This is a genomic window from Fluviispira multicolorata (genome assembly GCF_009208585.1).
Classification (GTDB): Bacteria; Bdellovibrionota_B; Oligoflexia; order Silvanigrellales; family Silvanigrellaceae; genus Silvanigrella; species Silvanigrella multicolorata.
In genome coordinates, this window is sequence record NZ_WFLN01000009.1 from 51626 (window position 1) to 68928 (window position 17303).

At 31.9% G+C, this 17303-nt stretch carries 15 protein-coding genes and 1 tRNA gene; 10 read left to right on the forward strand and 6 right to left on the reverse strand.

Translation table 11 applies throughout. The features are described 5' to 3' along the window. Positions 1-95 precede the first annotated feature (95 nt). The 4 genes from GCL57_RS12180 (at position 96) to GCL57_RS12195 (ending at position 6206) form a co-directional block, all read left to right on the forward strand. Positions 96-2603, forward strand: a complete 2508-nt coding sequence (locus GCL57_RS12180; protein WP_152213627.1) for a family 20 glycosylhydrolase — start codon at positions 96-98, stop codon at positions 2601-2603. A gap of 318 nt (positions 2604-2921) precedes the next feature. Beyond that, positions 2922-4538 (forward strand): GMC family oxidoreductase, encoded by a 1617-nt coding sequence (locus GCL57_RS12185; protein WP_152213628.1) that lies wholly within the window; start codon positions 2922-2924, stop codon positions 4536-4538. A gap of 3 nt (positions 4539-4541) precedes the next feature. Then, a complete protein-coding gene (locus GCL57_RS12190; RefSeq protein ID WP_152213629.1) occupies positions 4542-5000 on the forward strand; it encodes a sugar dehydrogenase complex small subunit in 459 nt (152 codons plus the stop codon). A 33-nt stretch (positions 5001-5033) separates the two neighbouring features. Next, a complete protein-coding gene (locus GCL57_RS12195) occupies positions 5034-6206 on the forward strand; it encodes a serine hydrolase (protein ID WP_152213630.1) in 1173 nt (390 codons plus the stop codon). A 122-nt stretch (positions 6207-6328) separates the two neighbouring features. Here GCL57_RS12195 and fabG read toward each other — a convergent pair whose 3' ends face one another. Then, entirely contained in the window at positions 6329-7072 is a 744-nt protein-coding gene (fabG, locus tag GCL57_RS12200; protein ID WP_343034455.1) for a 3-oxoacyl-[acyl-carrier-protein] reductase, read from the reverse strand. A gap of 207 nt (positions 7073-7279) precedes the next feature. Between fabG and GCL57_RS12205 the strand changes: the two genes are divergently transcribed. Then, positions 7280-7366 (forward strand) — tRNA-Leu (locus GCL57_RS12205). Between the two features lie 140 nt (positions 7367-7506). Next, on the forward strand, positions 7507-8271 hold the full coding sequence (locus GCL57_RS12210) for a tyrosine-protein phosphatase (RefSeq protein ID WP_152213632.1): 765 nt from the start codon (positions 7507-7509) through the stop codon (positions 8269-8271). Between the two features lie 14 nt (positions 8272-8285). Here the strand turns inward: GCL57_RS12210 and GCL57_RS12215 are convergent, their stop codons facing one another. The 3 genes from GCL57_RS12215 to GCL57_RS12225 form a co-directional block, all read right to left on the reverse strand. Then, positions 8286-9065: an SDR family oxidoreductase gene (locus tag GCL57_RS12215; RefSeq protein WP_152213633.1), complete on the reverse strand. Its 780-nt coding sequence runs from the start codon at positions 9063-9065 to the stop codon at positions 8286-8288. 206 nt (positions 9066-9271) lie between these two features. Beyond that, complete coding sequence (locus tag GCL57_RS12220) at positions 9272-10297, reverse strand: AAA family ATPase (RefSeq protein WP_152213634.1); 1026 nt, start codon at positions 10295-10297, stop codon at positions 9272-9274. Further along, the gene (locus GCL57_RS12225; protein ID WP_152213635.1) at positions 10298-11353 is read right to left on the reverse strand and encodes a HesA/MoeB/ThiF family protein; all 1056 of its coding nucleotides are present in this window, start codon (positions 11351-11353) and stop codon (positions 10298-10300) included. 636 nt (positions 11354-11989) lie between these two features. Between GCL57_RS12225 and trxB the strand changes: the two genes are divergently transcribed. Further along, a complete protein-coding gene (trxB, locus tag GCL57_RS12230; protein ID WP_152213636.1) occupies positions 11990-12913 on the forward strand; it encodes a thioredoxin-disulfide reductase in 924 nt (307 codons plus the stop codon). A gap of 118 nt (positions 12914-13031) precedes the next feature. On the opposite strand, the gene GCL57_RS12235 is transcribed toward trxB, so the two are convergent. Together GCL57_RS12235 and GCL57_RS12240 are read right to left on the reverse strand one after the other, a co-directional pair. After that, the gene (locus GCL57_RS12235; protein WP_152213637.1) at positions 13032-13526 is read right to left on the reverse strand and encodes a hypothetical protein; all 495 of its coding nucleotides are present in this window, start codon (positions 13524-13526) and stop codon (positions 13032-13034) included. 195 nt (positions 13527-13721) lie between these two features. Next, positions 13722-14219 carry a YraN family protein gene (locus tag GCL57_RS12240; protein ID WP_152213638.1) on the reverse strand — a complete coding sequence of 166 codons (498 nt, stop codon included), beginning with the start codon at positions 14217-14219 and terminating at the stop codon, positions 13722-13724. Positions 14220-14535: 316 nt separating this feature from the next. Between GCL57_RS12240 and GCL57_RS12245 the strand changes: the two genes are divergently transcribed. The 3 genes from GCL57_RS12245 to GCL57_RS12255 are packed head-to-tail and all read left to right on the forward strand — an operon-like array spanning position 14536 to position 17246. Further along, positions 14536-15108: a ribosome maturation factor RimP gene (locus tag GCL57_RS12245; protein WP_152213639.1), complete on the forward strand. Its 573-nt coding sequence runs from the start codon at positions 14536-14538 to the stop codon at positions 15106-15108. Between the two features lie 58 nt (positions 15109-15166). Beyond that, a complete protein-coding gene (gene nusA, locus GCL57_RS12250; RefSeq protein WP_152213640.1) occupies positions 15167-16780 on the forward strand; it encodes a transcription termination factor NusA in 1614 nt (537 codons plus the stop codon). Continuing rightward, positions 16749-17246: a hypothetical protein gene (locus GCL57_RS12255; RefSeq protein ID WP_152213641.1), complete on the forward strand. Its 498-nt coding sequence runs from the start codon at positions 16749-16751 to the stop codon at positions 17244-17246. Before nusA ends, GCL57_RS12255 begins: the two co-directional genes overlap by 32 nt. Positions 17247-17303 lie beyond the last annotated feature (57 nt).

A 17303-nucleotide genomic window follows, 5' to 3' on the forward strand; every position in this document is an offset into this window, starting at 1 on the left:
AATTGCAATTTATTTTAAATCTATTAATATAGCTAAATAAGAAAATTTAATTTTGTATCATTGGATTGGTATCCATTTTATATGGAGTTTTTGCCATGAGATTTTTAAATATTTATAAAATTGTATTTATTGCAATATTTTTTTTCACAACTAAATTTATAAGTGCAAATACATTGTCAGCAAAAGAAGAAAATGCTGAACATATGATGTCATTAATGGATTTTGTTGAGATTCCTGATTTCAATTATTCAAATAAAAACAGAATAAATGAAACATTAAATATTGATTCAATATTTATTGGTGCATGTCATGACAAAGAGAGCCCTTGTCATGACGATGCGCAAGTAAATGAGTTTTATACCATTATTAAGTTAACAAATTTAGGATCTCTTATTCAAAATTGGAAATTTGGTTTTTATATGCCAAGAAGTTTTGATAAGCTTGGTATGGTAAATAGTAAGCTAAGTATGAATATTTGCAATGCGACAAATCAGTGCAAAAAATTAGTATATGCTAAAGAAACTTTACTGCATCGTAAAGATCAAAGTGCAGGTTATACAACAATTCTTGAACCTGAATCGAACTTTGATTTAAAGCCAGGCAGTCAATATGAGATTCGTTTAATTCGAAACAATCAATGGCCTCCCAAAAATTACTCTGCGGTTCCCCAAAATTTATTTTTAGTTGTAAAAGAAACGAAATCTGAGAAAATATACACACTTTCTACAAAAAAATCCTCTTATCATTTTCAAGGATATGAACGTAGTTCTATTGAGAAATCTATTAATGAACATAATATTAAAAAATGGAATTCTTCGATGCAAAGTGTGTCGAACAATATTATAGTTCCTTCTCCTGTAAGTTATATTCAGCAAAAAAATATTAAAGATTTTTTTTTTAAAGATGAAATCCAGTTACAAAATAAATTTAAAAATTTAAATCCATGGATTGAAGATTATTTTAAGGAAATTCTAAAATCAGATCTAAATGTAAATATTATAAAATCGAATTTGAAAAGAATAAAAACTGGAATAATTATAAAGGAAATTTTTAATAAAAAAGATATAAACAATAATCCAGAAGGTTATAGAATTTCTATAACGAATGAGAAAATTATTATTGAAGCAATGCATGATGCTGGTGTGTTTTATGCAATTCAGTCCTTAAGACAACTTTGGTTCAATAGCAGTTATAAAAATAATATTGCAGGAATAAATTCAGCAGTTATTCTGGATTATCCTCGGTTTCAATATCGTGGAGTTACTCTTGATCTGGCTCGTCATTATTTTTCAATAGATGAAATTAAAAATACTATAGAAATTATGTCCGCTCATAAAATAAATAATTTGCACTTGCATTTGGCAGATGATGAAGCATTTCGTTTGAAACTAAGTTCATTTCCTTGGCTTAATAAAATTGCAGGTGAAAGAGGTTATGGAAAAATAATTGGACCTCTTATGTTTTTGCAGGGGAATCTCGATAAAACAAATTATAATAACGTGATTTATCCTATGGCATTTTCAATCTATCAAAATGTCTTATCTAAAGAAGAGATCAGAGAAATTATAGAATTTGCCAATGATCATCAAATCACAGTTATTCCCGAAATTGAATTTCCAGGACATGCACGCGCATTGATTAAAGCAATGCCAAATGTATTTTATGATAAAAATGATAAATCCCAGTTTTTATCAGTACAAGGATATTCAGATAATGTCATCCCTGTGTGTGCTTATGGTGATCAATCAGAATATGGAATGAATTTTACTTATACAGTTAATGCCATATTAAGAGAAATTGCTGAAATTTTTTCGCAACAAAAAACACTTTATTTCTTACCAAATGAAGTGAGTATTGGTGGAGATGAAGTGAGTTCTAATGCATGGGATAAATCAAGTTCATGCCAAGGCGAATGGGGAGGGGTAAATGCACTTGAGAAATCCCATAAATTTTTTAAAGAAGTTTCAAAGCAATTGCCTGAAATAAAGTTTTCAGGTTGGCAACAATTTATTCAGAATGAGGATGAGTTTTTAGGAAATGAAATTGTTGAGGCAAATAATGTAGGACGCATTTGGGTATGGAATACAGCACAAAATGCAATTAAACAATCAGTTAACTTAATAGATAACAAATATCCGGTTGTCATTGCTTTTGCAGACCAAACTTATTTTGATCTCGCCTATACTCCCGATAAAAATGAAGTGGGTTTTACATGGGCAACTTCATTTTCAGATACAGAAAGTTCTTTACAGTCTGCTTTATCGTCTAAAATTATCATGGATAGAGCAATAAATCCAGACAGAGTTTTAGGTATTGAAGGTACTTTATGGTCAGAAAATTTACCAACTTTTGCGCATCTCATTTACATGGCATTGCCTAAAATGGCTGGTTTGGCTGAAGCCAGTTGGGCACATGAAACAATAACGACACAAGATAATACAAAAGTAAATTGGCAGAGTTTAGCACAAAGATTGAGTTGTGGTGAAAAAGGATTTTTATATTATATCTCTAAAATTTATAATATCCATTATCGAGGGTTTCCAAATGGTATAATGTTAGAAACTCCCAAAAATTTCTGCCAAGATTTTTTACTTCAAAATTAAACATGATTTATCACAGAGTTTAAAATTAATTGTTTAAAAACAAATATTGATCTAATCATTAGATTTACTTTAAATATGAAATTTTTTTAAAAAACAATTTCATAAAATTAAATTATTAAATTTCATAAATTCAATAAATATTATTAATAAAATAATTTGTTCAATAACTTGAAATTTTTGTCGTAATAGTTAAGATATACTTTGATTATTCTTACATATATTTATTATTTACTTGTTCTTAATACCGTATTTACAATTTAATCGATTATAAAAAATTTATGTACTTGTAAATATTATAAAATTTATAAAAGGAGTTCTATGGAGAATTTGACCTCAGACATTGTTATTGTCGGTTCAGGTATTGCAGGTTCAATAATGGCTGAGCGATTGAGCCGAAAAGGTTTAAAAGTAATTATTTTAGAGGCAGGAAGTCATGTTGATAGAGGAAAAGCTTTCAACACTTTCATTAATGCTGTTGATAAAATTCCAGAGTCTGCTTATGAACAACAAGCCCATGCACGTTTTCCTTTAACTGTAAATGAAAGTTATTTTGTTCAAAAAGGGAAAGAATTATTTAAGAGCACTTATTTAAGAGTTGCAGGAGGAACCACATGGCATTGGCAAGGTACAGTTTTGCGATTATTGCCCGAAGATTTTCAGATGAAAAGCAAATACAATGTCGCGTTCGACTGGCCCATTACATATAACGATCTAGAGTTTTGGTATGAAGAAGCAGAAAAAGAATTAGGGACTTCAGGATTTAATGGAGAAGATTTAGGTTCACCTCGAAAAAATAAATACCCATTACCAGAAATCCCGTTTTCTAATTTAGATCAATTTATGATAGCTTCTCTGAAGAAATCTGAATATAAAATTGTTCATACCCCACAGGCTCGCAATTCTATTCCTTATGACATGCGATCTGCATGTTGCGGAAGTGCAAGTTGTATTCCAATTTGTCCTGTGCAAGCTAAGTATGATGCAACCGTTCATTTAAATAAAGCCCAAAAAAATGGAGCAAAATTAGTTACAAATGCTGTTGCATACGAAGTAGTTTCAGAAAAATCTGGTAAAATATCTGAAATTAAATTTAAAATAAAAGATGGAAAAATATTTAGCGTCAAAGGTAACACGTTTATTCTCGCTGCAAATGCAATTGAAAATGCAAAGTTATTGCTTATGTCAAAAAGTGAATATTTTAAAAATGGAATTGCAAATTTGAGTGATCAAGTCGGTCGTAACCTGATGGATCATCCTGTTATACTTGCATATGGATTAGCTCCTGAGCGTATTTTTCCGTATCGTTCTCCTACATCTACCGCAGGTATAGATGAGACTCGTAGAGGAGCATATCGAAAAGATTTTGCATCTTATCGATTGGAAATTAGCAATGATGGTTGGACTTTTCCAATTGGTGGGATAAATCCTTTCGTAGAATCTTTAATTGAAAAAGGTTTTAAAGGAAAAAAGCTAGAAGATATTTATAGAGAAAGTGTTTATCGTCAAGTGACAATGGCCGCATTAACGGAACAACTTCCTGATCCATATAATAGAGTTATACCCTCTTATAAAAATCTTGATGCAATTGGTATTCCACGGCCAGAAGTGTATTATGCTTTAGACTCTTATACAAATAAAAGTTTTTCAGATTCTAGAAAAAAAATGATCCAAATTTTAAATTTAGCAAATTGCACTCAAATTAAATCACCCCTAGAATTTTATGGAGCAGGTCACGTCATGGGCACTCATCGCATGGGGAAAGACTCTAAAACTTCTGTTGTAGATGAGTATTTGCGGAGTCATGAACATCACAATCTTTTTCTGCTGGGTGCTGGAGTTATGCCGACAACAGGCAGTGCAAATCCAACTTTAACTATTGCAGCTCTGTCCCTTAAATGTAGTCACTATATACTTAATCAATATCACAAGGTGTAACATATGAATTGCTTAAAACGTCGGGAGTTTTTATCCAATCTTGTTATGACATTTTCTATCACCTCATTCGGTATGGATTTTTTAGCCCATGCCGAAAATGATGAAGAGTTGTTAAATAAATTTATGAAAATTTCTGAAAAACTCACAGGAAGTTCTGAGCTTGATTTAGAACTGGGAACAAAATATTTAGATTACTTCATTATTGATAGAAATAATAGAAGTAAAATATTTGAACTTTATAATTATTTGCAATTAAAAATCCCTGACACTCGTAAAGATTTAAAAAAACTTTCTAAAGAAATATTATTGAGCTGGTATACAGGAGTTGTTAAAGTAAATGGCTCGAGTCGACTTGTTACGTACACGGGCGCGTTATCTTGGACAACTTTAAAGGGAATTAAGCCGCAGGGAATATGTGGAGGTGAATTTGGCTATTGGGCTAAAAAACCTAAAATAAATTAATTTCCTCCAGTGTTAAGTATAAATAGGGTATTTATGAAGAAATATAATTTTTTTAAGTTTATTTTTGTTGGGGCTTTTATTCAATTTGAATCCAATGCGGTTTCAAATTCAAATAGTGAAATAAATAAATTGACTAATGCATTCATGGAATTGAATAAAATTGAGGGGATGTCTTTAGCTGTTATAAATAATGATAAAATAGTAATAAATAATTATGGATTTTCTAATAAATCAGAAAGAGCTCAGACAACAAGCAATACAATTTATACAATTGCATCCTTTACAAAAACAATTACAGGGACATTGGCTGCAGTTGCTTCAATAGATGGAAAATTGAATTTAGATGCTCCTTTTGTTAATTATTTTTCTGAATTAAAAAACAACAAAAATTTAAGTAAAATTACGTCAAGTGAATTGCTTGCGCACGTATCTTCTTTTCCATTTGATTTCAACCCTCGACCAAAAACTTATTCGGCTCTTGTGAGCAAATTAAATGAGTTTAAGGGGAATGGAGATCCTGGAAAAGAATACAGTTACTCGAACGCAGGTATTGGTACAATGGGCTATGTTTTGCAAAATATTTATGCAAAAAATTATCAAGAAATTTTAGAAGATAAAATGTTAAGACCATTGAATATGAATTCAACATATTTAAATGTTCCAAAAGACAAAGAAAAATACATAGCTTTAGGGCACGATAAAAATAATAATCCAGTTCCTTATAGCAGTGACATTGAAGCTTGGTTTGCAGCAGCATCTTTGAAATCAACTATTTCTGATATTACAAAGTATTTAAATGCACATATTAATTATTCTTCTATTAAAGATGCAAATCTTTCTAAAGCTATTCTATTAGCACATGAAAATAAATATTGCTTTGAAGATAAAATCTCCTGTGAACAGCTTGCATGGCAGGCACATATTATTTCTGAATTAGAAAACTCTGTAGGAGATACATATTTTAATAAATTTGATAAAGATGGTAACCCTACATTCGCATCTAAAAAAATAATAGAAAATAAAAATTTTGTAAAAAATAAAATATTTATAGATAAAACAGGGTCTGGTTATGGAATGTCAAGCTATATGGCTTACATTCCTGAAGATAAAATTGGTGTTGTCATTCTTATAAATAAATCCATCGGTGATGAAAGAATTAAACTTGGACGTGATATTTTAAGAATTTATAGTAGCTCTATTAAATAAGTGAGTTGTGTATTTTTGCATTTTTATTGATTTTATTATATTATATTATATTATATTATTTGATAATATAATTTAATTTAAGACTTTCTCTATGACCCATTGCAAAAATTAAAATGGGTCAATTAATGCATAGTCATGCCGCCATCAACAGCCAAAGTTTGGCCTGTTATGTAGCTTGACGAAGAGCTTGCTAGAAAGACTGCTGCTTTTGCAACTTCAATAGGGTCACCCACTTTTTCCATAGGTATTTTTTCAATTATTTTTGCTAGAACGTCTTGGTTTAAAGCTCCTGTCATGTCGGTTGAAATATAGCCAGGGGCAATGGCGTTAATTTGTACATTGCGCCCTGCCAATTCTAGAGCGAGGGCTTTGGTTAATCCAATAACGCCTGCTTTGCTGGCGGCATATGCCGATTGGCCTGCATTTCCAGTTAAACCCACAACAGAAGAAATATTAATAATTTTACCTGCACGCTTACGCATCATACTCATGGCCAGAGCCCTTGAGCAGTTAAAGGCTCCCTTTAAGTTTGTATCGAGGGTATTATCCCACTCGTCTTCCTTAAATTTAACAAATAAATTATCACGAGAAACGCCAGCATTATTGACAAGTATTTCAATATTACCATGTTCTTTTTCGAGTGATTTTACTGTTTCTTGCACTAAGTTAAAGTCGGAAACATCAAACTTTACACAGGTTGCTAAACCGCCATTACGTACGATTTCATTTACTGTTGCTTCTGCTGCTTGTGCGTTGCCCGCATAATTCACGATAACTTTTGCACCGAGCGCACCATAGGCAAGAGCAATTGCTTTTCCAATTCCACGCGAGCCACCTGTTACGAGAGCGACTTTACCTGAAAGCAAGGTTGCGGAGTATATACTCTTTATTATTGAGGCTACATCTGCTAATTCTGTTGGTTTTTTTTCGATATTTTCCATATTATTTCCTCTATTAAATCAGTCATACGGATATCCAAATCTTACGAAGAGACGCTACCATGAAAAAAAAAAACAGCAAATAGTCCTTTGAGACTTGTCATATTGTAATTCATGCTATATGTACTCTTTCGTGCTCATGTGGCGGAATAGGTAGACGCACAGGACTTAAAATCCTGTATCCGCAAGGGTGTACCAGTTCGATTCTGGTCATGAGCACCAACTTCTTAAAGCTCTTCTTTTCTTTATTCAATTCCTCTGATAAATTTATTTTCAAGTTTTTATTATACTTTTCTGCTTTGAAAAAGCGGGGATAGCTTATTTTGTTTAAACTGAATTAATTTATTTACCTAGTGAGAAATATGAAAAAAAATAAAAAAATAATAATCATTTTAAGTTCGATTTTGATGGTTGTAGCAGTCATTGTATCTGCAATAGGTTATATTTATAAGAGAGATAAAAGTAAATATGAACCAAAACTTTGGATTGGTCTTTTTGATTATCGGTTAAATTTTAGAGATGTGGGAGCAAGTTTAAATCAGTGTCTTCAAAAAGATCTATTTCAGACAGGGCTTGTATATCGTTCTAATAAATATTTTTCGGGTTGGAGTTGTGACAAAATTAATAATCCAGACAAAATATATTCTCTTAACTTTAGTCCATGGAATCCACATGCGTATTATTGCGAGAAAAAAGATGGATCGAGGTTATTTGGCACGCATCTAAATACAACTTTTGAAATAAGTGACATTGAAAAGCTAGATAATTGGAAAAAACCTGCATTTAAAGATTCAATGTGTCATTTTTTTAAAAGCGCCCTTGTCGATCTAACTGAAAAGAAAAGCTTTCTTTTTCACTGTGATGTTGGACGTGACAGAACTGGAACTTTTGCTGCAATGATGACAATGATGTTGGCTGAAAAGAAAAATATTGCGGATAAAAGTATAATAGACTCTATTGAATGCGATTATGAAAAGACCAGTGCACTTGAAAAGTTTAAAAAAGGGAGAATGGAAGATTTTTTAGTTGATATGAAAACACAGGGTGGTATTGCTCAATTTATTGAAAATCAATGTGGAATAAGCTCAGTGCTTATTGAGCAAGCTGCAGATCAATTTATCAAGTGAAATATATTTTAATACTAAAAATAAGATTTCGTTGAGCAACCGTCAACAACAATGGTTTGTCCATTAATAAATGAAGCATCTTTTGACATAAGAAAACAAGCAACCTTAGCAATTTCTTCAGGTTTTGCCATACGCTTTAATGCCGATCTATTTTCCCACTGGGAACGAACTTCTTTAGCCGAGGTTTTATTTTTCTTGGCTGTTTTTTCAATAATTTCTTCTAAATGTTCTGTTGAAGTAGCTCCGGGCGCAACGTTGTTAATGCGAATTCCTGTATGACCAATTTCATGAGCTAGATTCTTAAGAAAAATAACCAGTCCTGAACGGTATATTGAAGATAAATCAAGGGTAGCGATAGGTTCTTTAATTGAAGTGCTCGTAATCGCAACAACACTTGATTTATGGGGTTTCATATAGGGAAGAATATTTAGTAAGAATTGAGCAGGTCCAGCAAGCATTATTTTATTGCCTTCAACAAAATCTTGAAAGGCATGTTCGGAGGTTTTTTTTCCAGGAAATCCTCCCCCGTTTAGAAGAACACCATTTAGTTTCTTGTCTTTTAGCACATCTTTTATTTTTTTTTCAAACTTTCCATCACTTAAATCTAGCGAAACGGTTTCAACTGAAGATGCACCTAGCTTTTTTAAAGCATCTACTTTGTCGTCCATTTTTTCTGCATTGCGAGAGGAAATTATAATTCCAGCATTTTGTTCAGCCAGTTCTTTTGCAACGGCGTAGCCAATGCCTGAAGATGCACCAGTGAGCCAATATAGAGAGCCTGATAAAGATTTCATAAATAACCCCAAAGTTAAAATGTCAATACTAAACGAGGTAAACTAAGTATAATTAAAATTTGTATAGATAGAAGGCTTTTTGTCAATATTCATAACGGTTTTTTCTGTCAGTTCTTGCTTGTGAAATTTTCAATTTTATTTTGAAAAAATTATTTTTATAAAGCAAAAATACTACAAACTGAGGACAAAGCAATTTTAAATAATTTCTAGGTTATATTAGTGCAAATTTGATAAAAATTAATAGCCTTATTTACGTCGACTACTTTTTTTTCATGAGCATTATATGCTTGCCATAAATCTAGAAAGTCAATGAGTTTGTCTGGATAAAATTTATTTTTTATTTCATTTAGAAATTCAAAAATTTTTAAAATGATTTCATCATTAATATTTGAGTGAATATCCGAGAAATTTTCTTTGATAATATTTACTAAAATATTACTTGAAGGTTCTGGAATTTTGAAGAAGTTAAATCTTCTTTCAAATGATTTATCTTTCATAATTCCGAATGATTCTTCGGTGGTTGTTGCTCCTATAATTCTAAAATCATTTTTTGTTAGGTATGGCTTAAGTATATTTGTTGCTGAAATACTGCCTTCCATATTACTGCAATTCATTAATACATGAATTTCATCGATGAAGAGTATTTTTTCAAACTTTATAGAATCTTCAATTATTTGCGTGATTCTCTCTTCAAAATCTCCTCTGTGCTTTGTGCCTGCAATAACTGCATTCATTTCAACACAAATGATATCCATTTCAGATTTTTCTGCAATTTCTGCAACAATTGAAGTTTTGCCAACACCTGGTTCACCAATGAGAATAAGGTTATTTTTATAGTTTCTATTTAATAAAATCCGGCAAATTTTTATTTCTTCATCTCTACCAATAAATTGTGAAGATTCATTATTTTTAATTTTATATCCATATTTAAATAAATAACTATTTTTAAATTCACTATTGATCTTTATAAAATTAAATATATCAATAGCAGTTTTAAAATCTGACTCAGAGTCAAGAATATATTGTATGAAGTCGAAGTAATTATCAATATTTTTAGTTATTAAATCTTCTAAATAATGATTGTGCTTTTGCTTAGAAATGGGTTCAACTCTATTTAGGTGTATAATTGAAGAAAGAGGCGTTGATTTGTTTATTATTAAATTTAATATATTATAAAACATTAAATCATTATTATTTTTTTTTATTTCTATAAAATATTTTATTAAATTCATTCAAGCTTCCTCTGTTGTCAACAATTCCCAAGTATCTGTGCTGAGTAAAATCATTTTTCCTAGAATTCTACACTGCTGATAATTTGTGAAGTATTTAATAATTTCTGCAAGAAGCATTTTAGCGGCGATTGCATTAAATGGATCCATTACACTTCCGATAAAACGATTGTTTATAAATTTTATATCTTTATCAATATCTTCAATATTATCGAAGAGTGGTGGCATGAGCTCAGAAAATGAAGCTGTTTTACCTGGAATAATGAGTGGACCAACTCTAATCATATCACAGGTAGGAGCCCCTGATACGAATGGGATATTTTTTTTATGGCAAACGCGATCAACGATATAAGGAATTAACCCTCTTGGAGTATCTGCTGCAAGTATAACTAAATCTGGATTATTTTGTAGACAAACTTCGAGAATAGCGTCGTTTTTTATAGCAATGTTGTGTGTGTTTATTTCTGCTTCAGGATTTACAAGTTTTAGTTTTTCTTTTGCAACTTCAATTTTACTTCTACCAACATCAGCTTCGACATAGAGCATTTGTCTTGAGGTATTACTGAGCTCAATTGAGTCATGATCAACTAATGTAATTTTACTAACGCCCATTGCAAGAAGTCCATATGATAAATAGCTACCAACTCCTCCTACGCCAATAATACAGATATTGAGTGACTTAATTTTTTCTTGAAACTTGATTGATTTTTCTGTGCTATTTCCAAACAATGATTCCATATATTTAATTTGTCTATCATGTTTTAATAAATCTTTTGGAGTGAGATTTATTTGTGATTTATTATGATTAAATTCTTCTTTAATAATGTTATGACTTATTAATAAGTCAACAATATTTAAAAATTCTTCTTTTTCAATATCATGGTATTTTATAATAAGATCATAAACTTCATTAACTGTTGTACCTGTAAAGTACTTTATACAGTCTTTGACTAATTCTTTTCCATCTGAAATTTCAAGGGTATTAATAGACGGAATGCTGACAAATAAAGATTTATTTTTCTCATAGCAGAAACATTTATGATTATATTTGTACTTCATTAGTAACCTTAGGCGTGATTTTAAAGTTTATATAAAGACTCTAATCATTAGTTAAATAATGATTAGAGTCAAAAATATTAATTTAATTTAATTAAGGGCAATCACTAATAATTACATCAGATGGTTTAATTTTTGGAGGAATTTTTATTGTCACTGTTTTTGTTTTTACTATGGTTTTCATTTGTATCTTTCAATTTTAAAAATGTAAAAAATATAACTAGTTATATTGCTATTTAGCGCCAAATTTAAAATAGTTATAATTAAAATAAATGTCAAATATATTTCTATAATAATCGATTTTTAATAAATATTTAATTATTTATTATAATTTAATAAATATTTTATATTAATAATTTTTAGTCTAAATTTAAATTACTATAATTTTTTTATATTACTAATTCATAAAGGATTTTTTTAATTATATTTTGTAATTATAAAGTTACCATTAAATAAAATATTCATAGTTAAAATGATTTAATTTTATACCATTTCATAAAAAATGGTAGTCTTTTTACTTGGAATTATTCTACAGTTCTTTAACTTCTCGATTTTTACTTGTTTAGACGAAGTCTAGATTGTATAAAGAAGAAAGTTCAGGTGCCGTTTTTGGTATCAGTTATAATCATTGGAGAAAAAATGGAAAAAATCGTTATTATTGGTTCGGGGCCTTCGGGACTAACCTCTGCAATTTACTCTGCAAGAGCAGCTCTTTCTCCTGTCGTTATCAGTGGAATGCAACCGGGCGGGCAATTAACAACAACAAGTATTATTGAAAACTGGCCTGGTTTTGTAGATGGAATTGATGGCAATAAACTCATGAATGATATGCGTGGTCAAGCAGAAAAAGTTGGCGCACGTTTTGTAACCGGTGAAGTTAAAAATATTGAAAGAATTCAGGATGGGACTTTTGTAATAAAACGTGAATATGAAGAAGATATTCATACAAAAGTTATCATTATTGCAACCGGGGCTTCGGCAATAACTCTTCCTTTGCCAAATAAAGATAAATTAATGGGCTATGGTCTTTCTACATGTGCTGTTTGCGATGGATTTTTTTATCGCAATAAAAAAGTGGCTGTCGTTGGTGGCGGTGACAGTGCAATGGAAGAAGCAACTTATTTGTCAAAACTTGCGAGCGAAGTTATTTTAATTCACCGCAGTGACAAATTCCGTGCAAGCAAAGCTATGCAAGAGCGTGTTGTGGCAAACCCAAAAATAAAAATCATTTATAACACTGAAGTTGTTGATACCCTTGCTAATGAGCAAGGATTAACAGGGCTTGTCTTGAAAGAAAAATCTGGAAAAACAGATAATATTTCAGTCGATGGATTGTTTATGGCAATAGGACATCATCCAAATACGGGATTTGTAAAAGGTTTAGTTAATATGGATGAAAAAGGTTATATTTTAACCCAAAATGGTACGCATACCAATATAAAAGGAATTTTTGCTGCGGGAGATGTTGAAGATAAACTATATCGACAGGCAATAACGGCTGCAGGAAGAGGATGCCAAGCTGCTTTGCAAGCAGAAAAATTCATTGAAGGTATGGAGCATTAAAAAATCTGCAAAGAAAAGAGAATATCTTTCCTTTGCAGGTTCCGTCATCTTTTAGTTTCTTTTGAATTTATATGAATATTGTGAATATGAGGTTTTAAAATAAACCCTCATATTTTTTTTAATTCATATCTAGAATGTAGTTAGAGTTATTATTGCAGTATGCGCTTAATCCAGAGTTTTTAATAACTAAACGGATAGCTTTATCGCCTTTTCTATTTAATAAAGCTGAAAATATTGGATTAGCAATTGAAGGAATGCCTTCTATAATATTGAAATTTGAAACCTGTGCTTCTTTGCAATTTCCATTTACAATATTTGCACTTATTGAATATCTTGTTTGATACGTTCCAATTAATGGAACTTGATGAATTCTAAATGCGTTTTCTTTAACATGAAATGAAACTAATTTATTTTGATCATTGAGTTCGTATGTCCCATCTATTTTAATAGGGTAACTTTGATCGAGTGTCCCTTGATTAAAAAGATTTACTAATACATTAACAATATTGTCGATATTTCCACTATGAATCACAGTGTTTAAGTTGTGGGTTGAATTCGCAAATGCTGAAGCAGATAAAATTGATAAAAATGATAACGCAAATTTTAATTTCATTGTATTTTCCTTGTTGTAAATGGACGGAACAAGATAAAGTTAACAATAAATTCAATAATTACAAGCAATATATCTTTTAATTTATTGGATATCAAATTGATTTATTTTGAAAATAAAGAACATTTAAATAAGTATTCTTTATTCATGTTTTTAGTTAATGCTGTTACGTAAAAGAAGTGTTGTTAAAAGAATGATTTAAATTAAAATTTCAAGAGTGCTTTTTTTCAATTGAATATTTGTAAATTCAGGTTCAATAGATAGAATTAAATATTCATGACATACGTGGCATATTTTTATTGATGTATGGAAATTTAGTAAATATTTTTTGTTAAAATTATGTTTTATTTTAAGTATAATAAATATTCTTATATATATTTTTGCTTGATATTTTATTCTAAATTGCTCTCCATAGATATGCAAGTTTTTAATTTGCTGAGTTTTAAAATATTTTTTAACTCCACTTTCAGAAAAAATTTCATTGATTTCTTTTTGGGAAGATATAATACGAGTCTTGATTTCAACTAAACATAATTGTTTTTTATTAAGACTTTTTAGTGGAGAATATATGCGATCAATTTCTCCTCGTTTGATTTTTACATTCTTTTTAATAGGGAACCATCGATGTTTTTCCATCCATTTATCAACTTGATATTCTCCCCACTCCCCAAGCTTTTTTCGATATTTTGTATCCATCAGTAAGTCCTCTTGAATGCACGTAGACCAAGATTTTCTAGCCCATTTTTTGAGACAGATAGTTTTTTTAAAATATTTGAACACTCTTTGAAAAATTTGATTTGATTTTAGCTGTATTACGTTATACCCAATCTGATTAATGTTTTTTGCTCTTGCTTTTGAACTTTTAGTTTTGAAGCTAGGTCTTTTAAAAACCAATTGAATTTTTGGAGAAGTCTTGTATCCCGTCGATGATACTATTAAAATAAACAGTCCAAAGCTTCTAACACGGCAAATTCATACGAATATTCTTCAAGCATTAAGGACTGCCTTGCATATGCTGAAGTCTCAACAGGCTGTAAACCCTGGTGTGATGAATTTACGAGTTCGGAATTGGCTTTTCCTTTTTGAAGAAGGTGAAGCTGTTGTTGATATCATTCTAGATAAGGGCTACTCTTTGCCGGATGTAGAAGCTTGCGTAGTTCCACGTCAAGCTGAAACAAGCCTTTCATTTGATGAATGTGCTGAATTTCATGAGTTTCTTATGACGACCGATGCCCTTGATCTTATTGCGGATGATGTACAAATTCGCGTTGGTTCCCCTGGCTCTGAGCCAACACTCTATGATTTTGAAGATTTTCAAGCATCTATAGGTGATATGCTTAAAGTTGAAGTTTGGAACCTAATCGAAGGCAGAAGCAAATTTACGATGATTTTAAACGATATTTATGATAAAGATAGTCTGAAAATTATTGTTCTTGCAGAAGGTACTCATAGGTTTGAAATTCCTCTTGAGAATATTAAAACAGCATTTGTGCTGCCGTTTCACCCTGCTTCTAAGTCTGTTAAATTGGCGAAAGAAGCGGCACGAAAAAAAGCGCGGCAAGGTGCTTCTAAAAAATACAAATAGTATGAGCCTTTTACTGTTGGTTCATTGAATTCTTGACTTGTTTTCTGAGGTGCATTGAATGCAAATAGATTTGAAGCGTGTTATCGAAACTGTTGGCAAAGAAAAAAATATTGATCGTCAACTTCTTATTGGCGCATTGAGAGAAGCGGTTCTGACTGCAGCACGCAAGCATTTTGGTGATTGCGTCTTTGAAACACGCTTCAATGAAGAAACCGAAGAAATTGAGCTTATTCGCTATAGAACTGTTGTAGCAGATGAAGAACTTACAAATGTAAGCAAACAAATTCCTGCTTCTGAAGCTCTTCAAATGGACGATACTCTTCAAATTGGAGATGAAATCGGTGAGCCGTTGCCAACAGACCAATTAGGTAGAATTGCTGCTCAAGCCGCAAAGCAATCCATTGTGCAAAAAGTTATGGAAGCAGAAAAAGAAAAAATTGTTCGTGAATTTCGTGATAAAAAACACCAAATTGTTACTGGGCAGGTTCGTCGCTTTGACAAAGCTGACATCATAGTCGATCTCGGTCCTACAGAAGGTGTTTTGCCAGTGCGCGAGCAAATTCCTGGTGAAAAATATAAAATTAGAGACAAAGTTATTGCTTTTGTCATAGATGTCAAAAAATCGACTCGTGGACCTCAGGTTATGTTGAGTCGTGCCCACCCAGAACTTCTTATTCGTCTTTTTGAACAAGAAGTTACCGAAATTTCGGAAGGTGTTGTGGTTATCCAAAGTGCGGCACGTGACCCAGGAAGCCGTTCAAAAATTGCTGTTTACAGCACTGAACCTTCTATCGATCCTGTTGGTGCCTGTGTCGGTATTAAAGGAGCTCGTGTTCAAGCCATTGTACAAGAACTTCGTGGCGAAAAAATCGATATTATTCCTTACGATCGTGACCCAGCTCGTTTTGTTTGCAATGCGCTTGCTCCATCAGAGCCCTCAAAAGTTATTGTCAATGAACGTCTTCATATTATGGAAGTTGTTGTCCCCGATGAACATCTCTCTCTTGCGATTGGTAAAAGAGGTCAAAATGTACGTTTGGCTGCTCAGCTCACAGGTTGGAAGGTGGACATTCGTTCAGAAACTAAAATGAGAGAACTTGTTCAGGAATATAAAAATGTTATAGCTCAGATCCCAGCTCTTGGTGAAATGCGCGCTGAAATTCTTGTAAATGAAGGCTATAAAGATCCTGCAGATATTTCTCGCATGGATCCTCGTAGTTTGGTAAAGCTATTGCGTTTAACACCTGAAGAAGCAGAACAGGTTATTCAAGGAGCATCTGAGCTTGCAGCTCAATCCGACCAACAAACTGATTTGACTTCGGATGAAGACCTTGAAGGTTTTCACTTGGGTGAACCTATTATCGATGAAGAAATGGGAGAATCTGAAGAAGCTGAAGCTGCTATCGATGACATCGTTGCTAAAACACGTCCTCAACCGCTTCTTGACCCAGAAAAAGTTGATGTAAAATTGGTACCTGTTGAACGTCTTCGTTACTGGATGCAATTGAAAGGTGTTGCTGAGCATATTGCAGCAGTCATTCACACTGCCGGTTTTTCTGATTTTAGCTCAGTCGCGACTTCAAACGCAGACGAAATTGCTTATAAAACAGGTTTACCTGTAAAACTTTCTGGAAAGCTACATGCTGAAACTACCAAGATTATTGGAAACTGATTCTGAAAATGAAATATTATTTCATACGTTGCAAAAATCATTTCGTACATTTTCTCCTGAAGGAAGTGTGAAAGTTCCGCATGTGGAATTGAGTGATAATTTGATACAAGCACTTGCCTTTGCTAGGCGCTGCGGTACTCTCCGTGGTGGTTTGGAAAATATTGAAACTGTATTGCAAACTGAAGAAGCTGGTTTAGCATCTTTGCGTACACGTAAGAAATTGAAAGAACCAAATCGCATTTCGAGAGTGCTTATCTTTTCCAACGATGGAAGTGAACGATTTTACCGTCACTGTGAAGCTCTGCTCCATAAATATGGTGGTCGGGTTTTAGGTATTAAAGTCAATGCGCATTCAACTTTGCTTGGATCAACTTTTTTCGGTAAAGAAAAATCAGTGAAAGCATTGCTGGTTAATCGCAAAGATGCGGTTATTAAAGTATTGTCCGCTGTTATGTCTGAGTCATAGTCATAATGGTCTAGTTTATTTTTGTTACTACTATGCCATCTATGATGGCGTGATTAT

What these genes read in the sequence shown, in the direction of transcription:
- GCL57_RS12180 (WP_152213627.1), top strand. Translation starts at nt 96, where the DNA reads ATGAGATTTTTAAATATTTATAAAATTGTATTTATTGCAATATTTTTT.
- GCL57_RS12185 (WP_152213628.1), top strand. Translation starts at nt 2,922, where the DNA reads ATGGAGAATTTGACCTCAGACATTGTTATTGTCGGTTCAGGTATTGCA.
- GCL57_RS12190 (WP_152213629.1), top strand. Translation starts at nt 4,542, where the DNA reads ATGAATTGCTTAAAACGTCGGGAGTTTTTATCCAATCTTGTTATGACA.
- GCL57_RS12195 (WP_152213630.1), top strand. Translation starts at nt 5,034, where the DNA reads ATGAAGAAATATAATTTTTTTAAGTTTATTTTTGTTGGGGCTTTTATT.
- GCL57_RS12210 (WP_152213632.1), top strand. Translation starts at nt 7,507, where the DNA reads ATGAAAAAAAATAAAAAAATAATAATCATTTTAAGTTCGATTTTGATG.
- GCL57_RS12215 (WP_152213633.1), bottom strand. Translation starts at nt 9,065, where the DNA reads ATGAAATCTTTATCAGGCTCTCTATATTGGCTCACTGGTGCATCTTCA.
- GCL57_RS12220 (WP_152213634.1), bottom strand. Translation starts at nt 10,297, where the DNA reads ATGAATTTAATAAAATATTTTATAGAAATAAAAAAAAATAATAATGAT.
- GCL57_RS12225 (WP_152213635.1), bottom strand. Translation starts at nt 11,353, where the DNA reads ATGAAGTACAAATATAATCATAAATGTTTCTGCTATGAGAAAAATAAA.
- trxB (WP_152213636.1), top strand. Translation starts at nt 11,990, where the DNA reads ATGGAAAAAATCGTTATTATTGGTTCGGGGCCTTCGGGACTAACCTCT.
- GCL57_RS12235 (WP_152213637.1), bottom strand. Translation starts at nt 13,526, where the DNA reads ATGAAATTAAAATTTGCGTTATCATTTTTATCAATTTTATCTGCTTCA.
- GCL57_RS12240 (WP_152213638.1), bottom strand. Translation starts at nt 14,219, where the DNA reads ATGGATACAAAATATCGAAAAAAGCTTGGGGAGTGGGGAGAATATCAA.
- GCL57_RS12245 (WP_152213639.1), top strand. Translation starts at nt 14,536, where the DNA reads ATGCTGAAGTCTCAACAGGCTGTAAACCCTGGTGTGATGAATTTACGA.
- nusA (WP_152213640.1), top strand. Translation starts at nt 15,167, where the DNA reads ATGCAAATAGATTTGAAGCGTGTTATCGAAACTGTTGGCAAAGAAAAA.
- GCL57_RS12255 (WP_152213641.1), top strand. Translation starts at nt 16,749, where the DNA reads ATGCTGAAACTACCAAGATTATTGGAAACTGATTCTGAAAATGAAATA.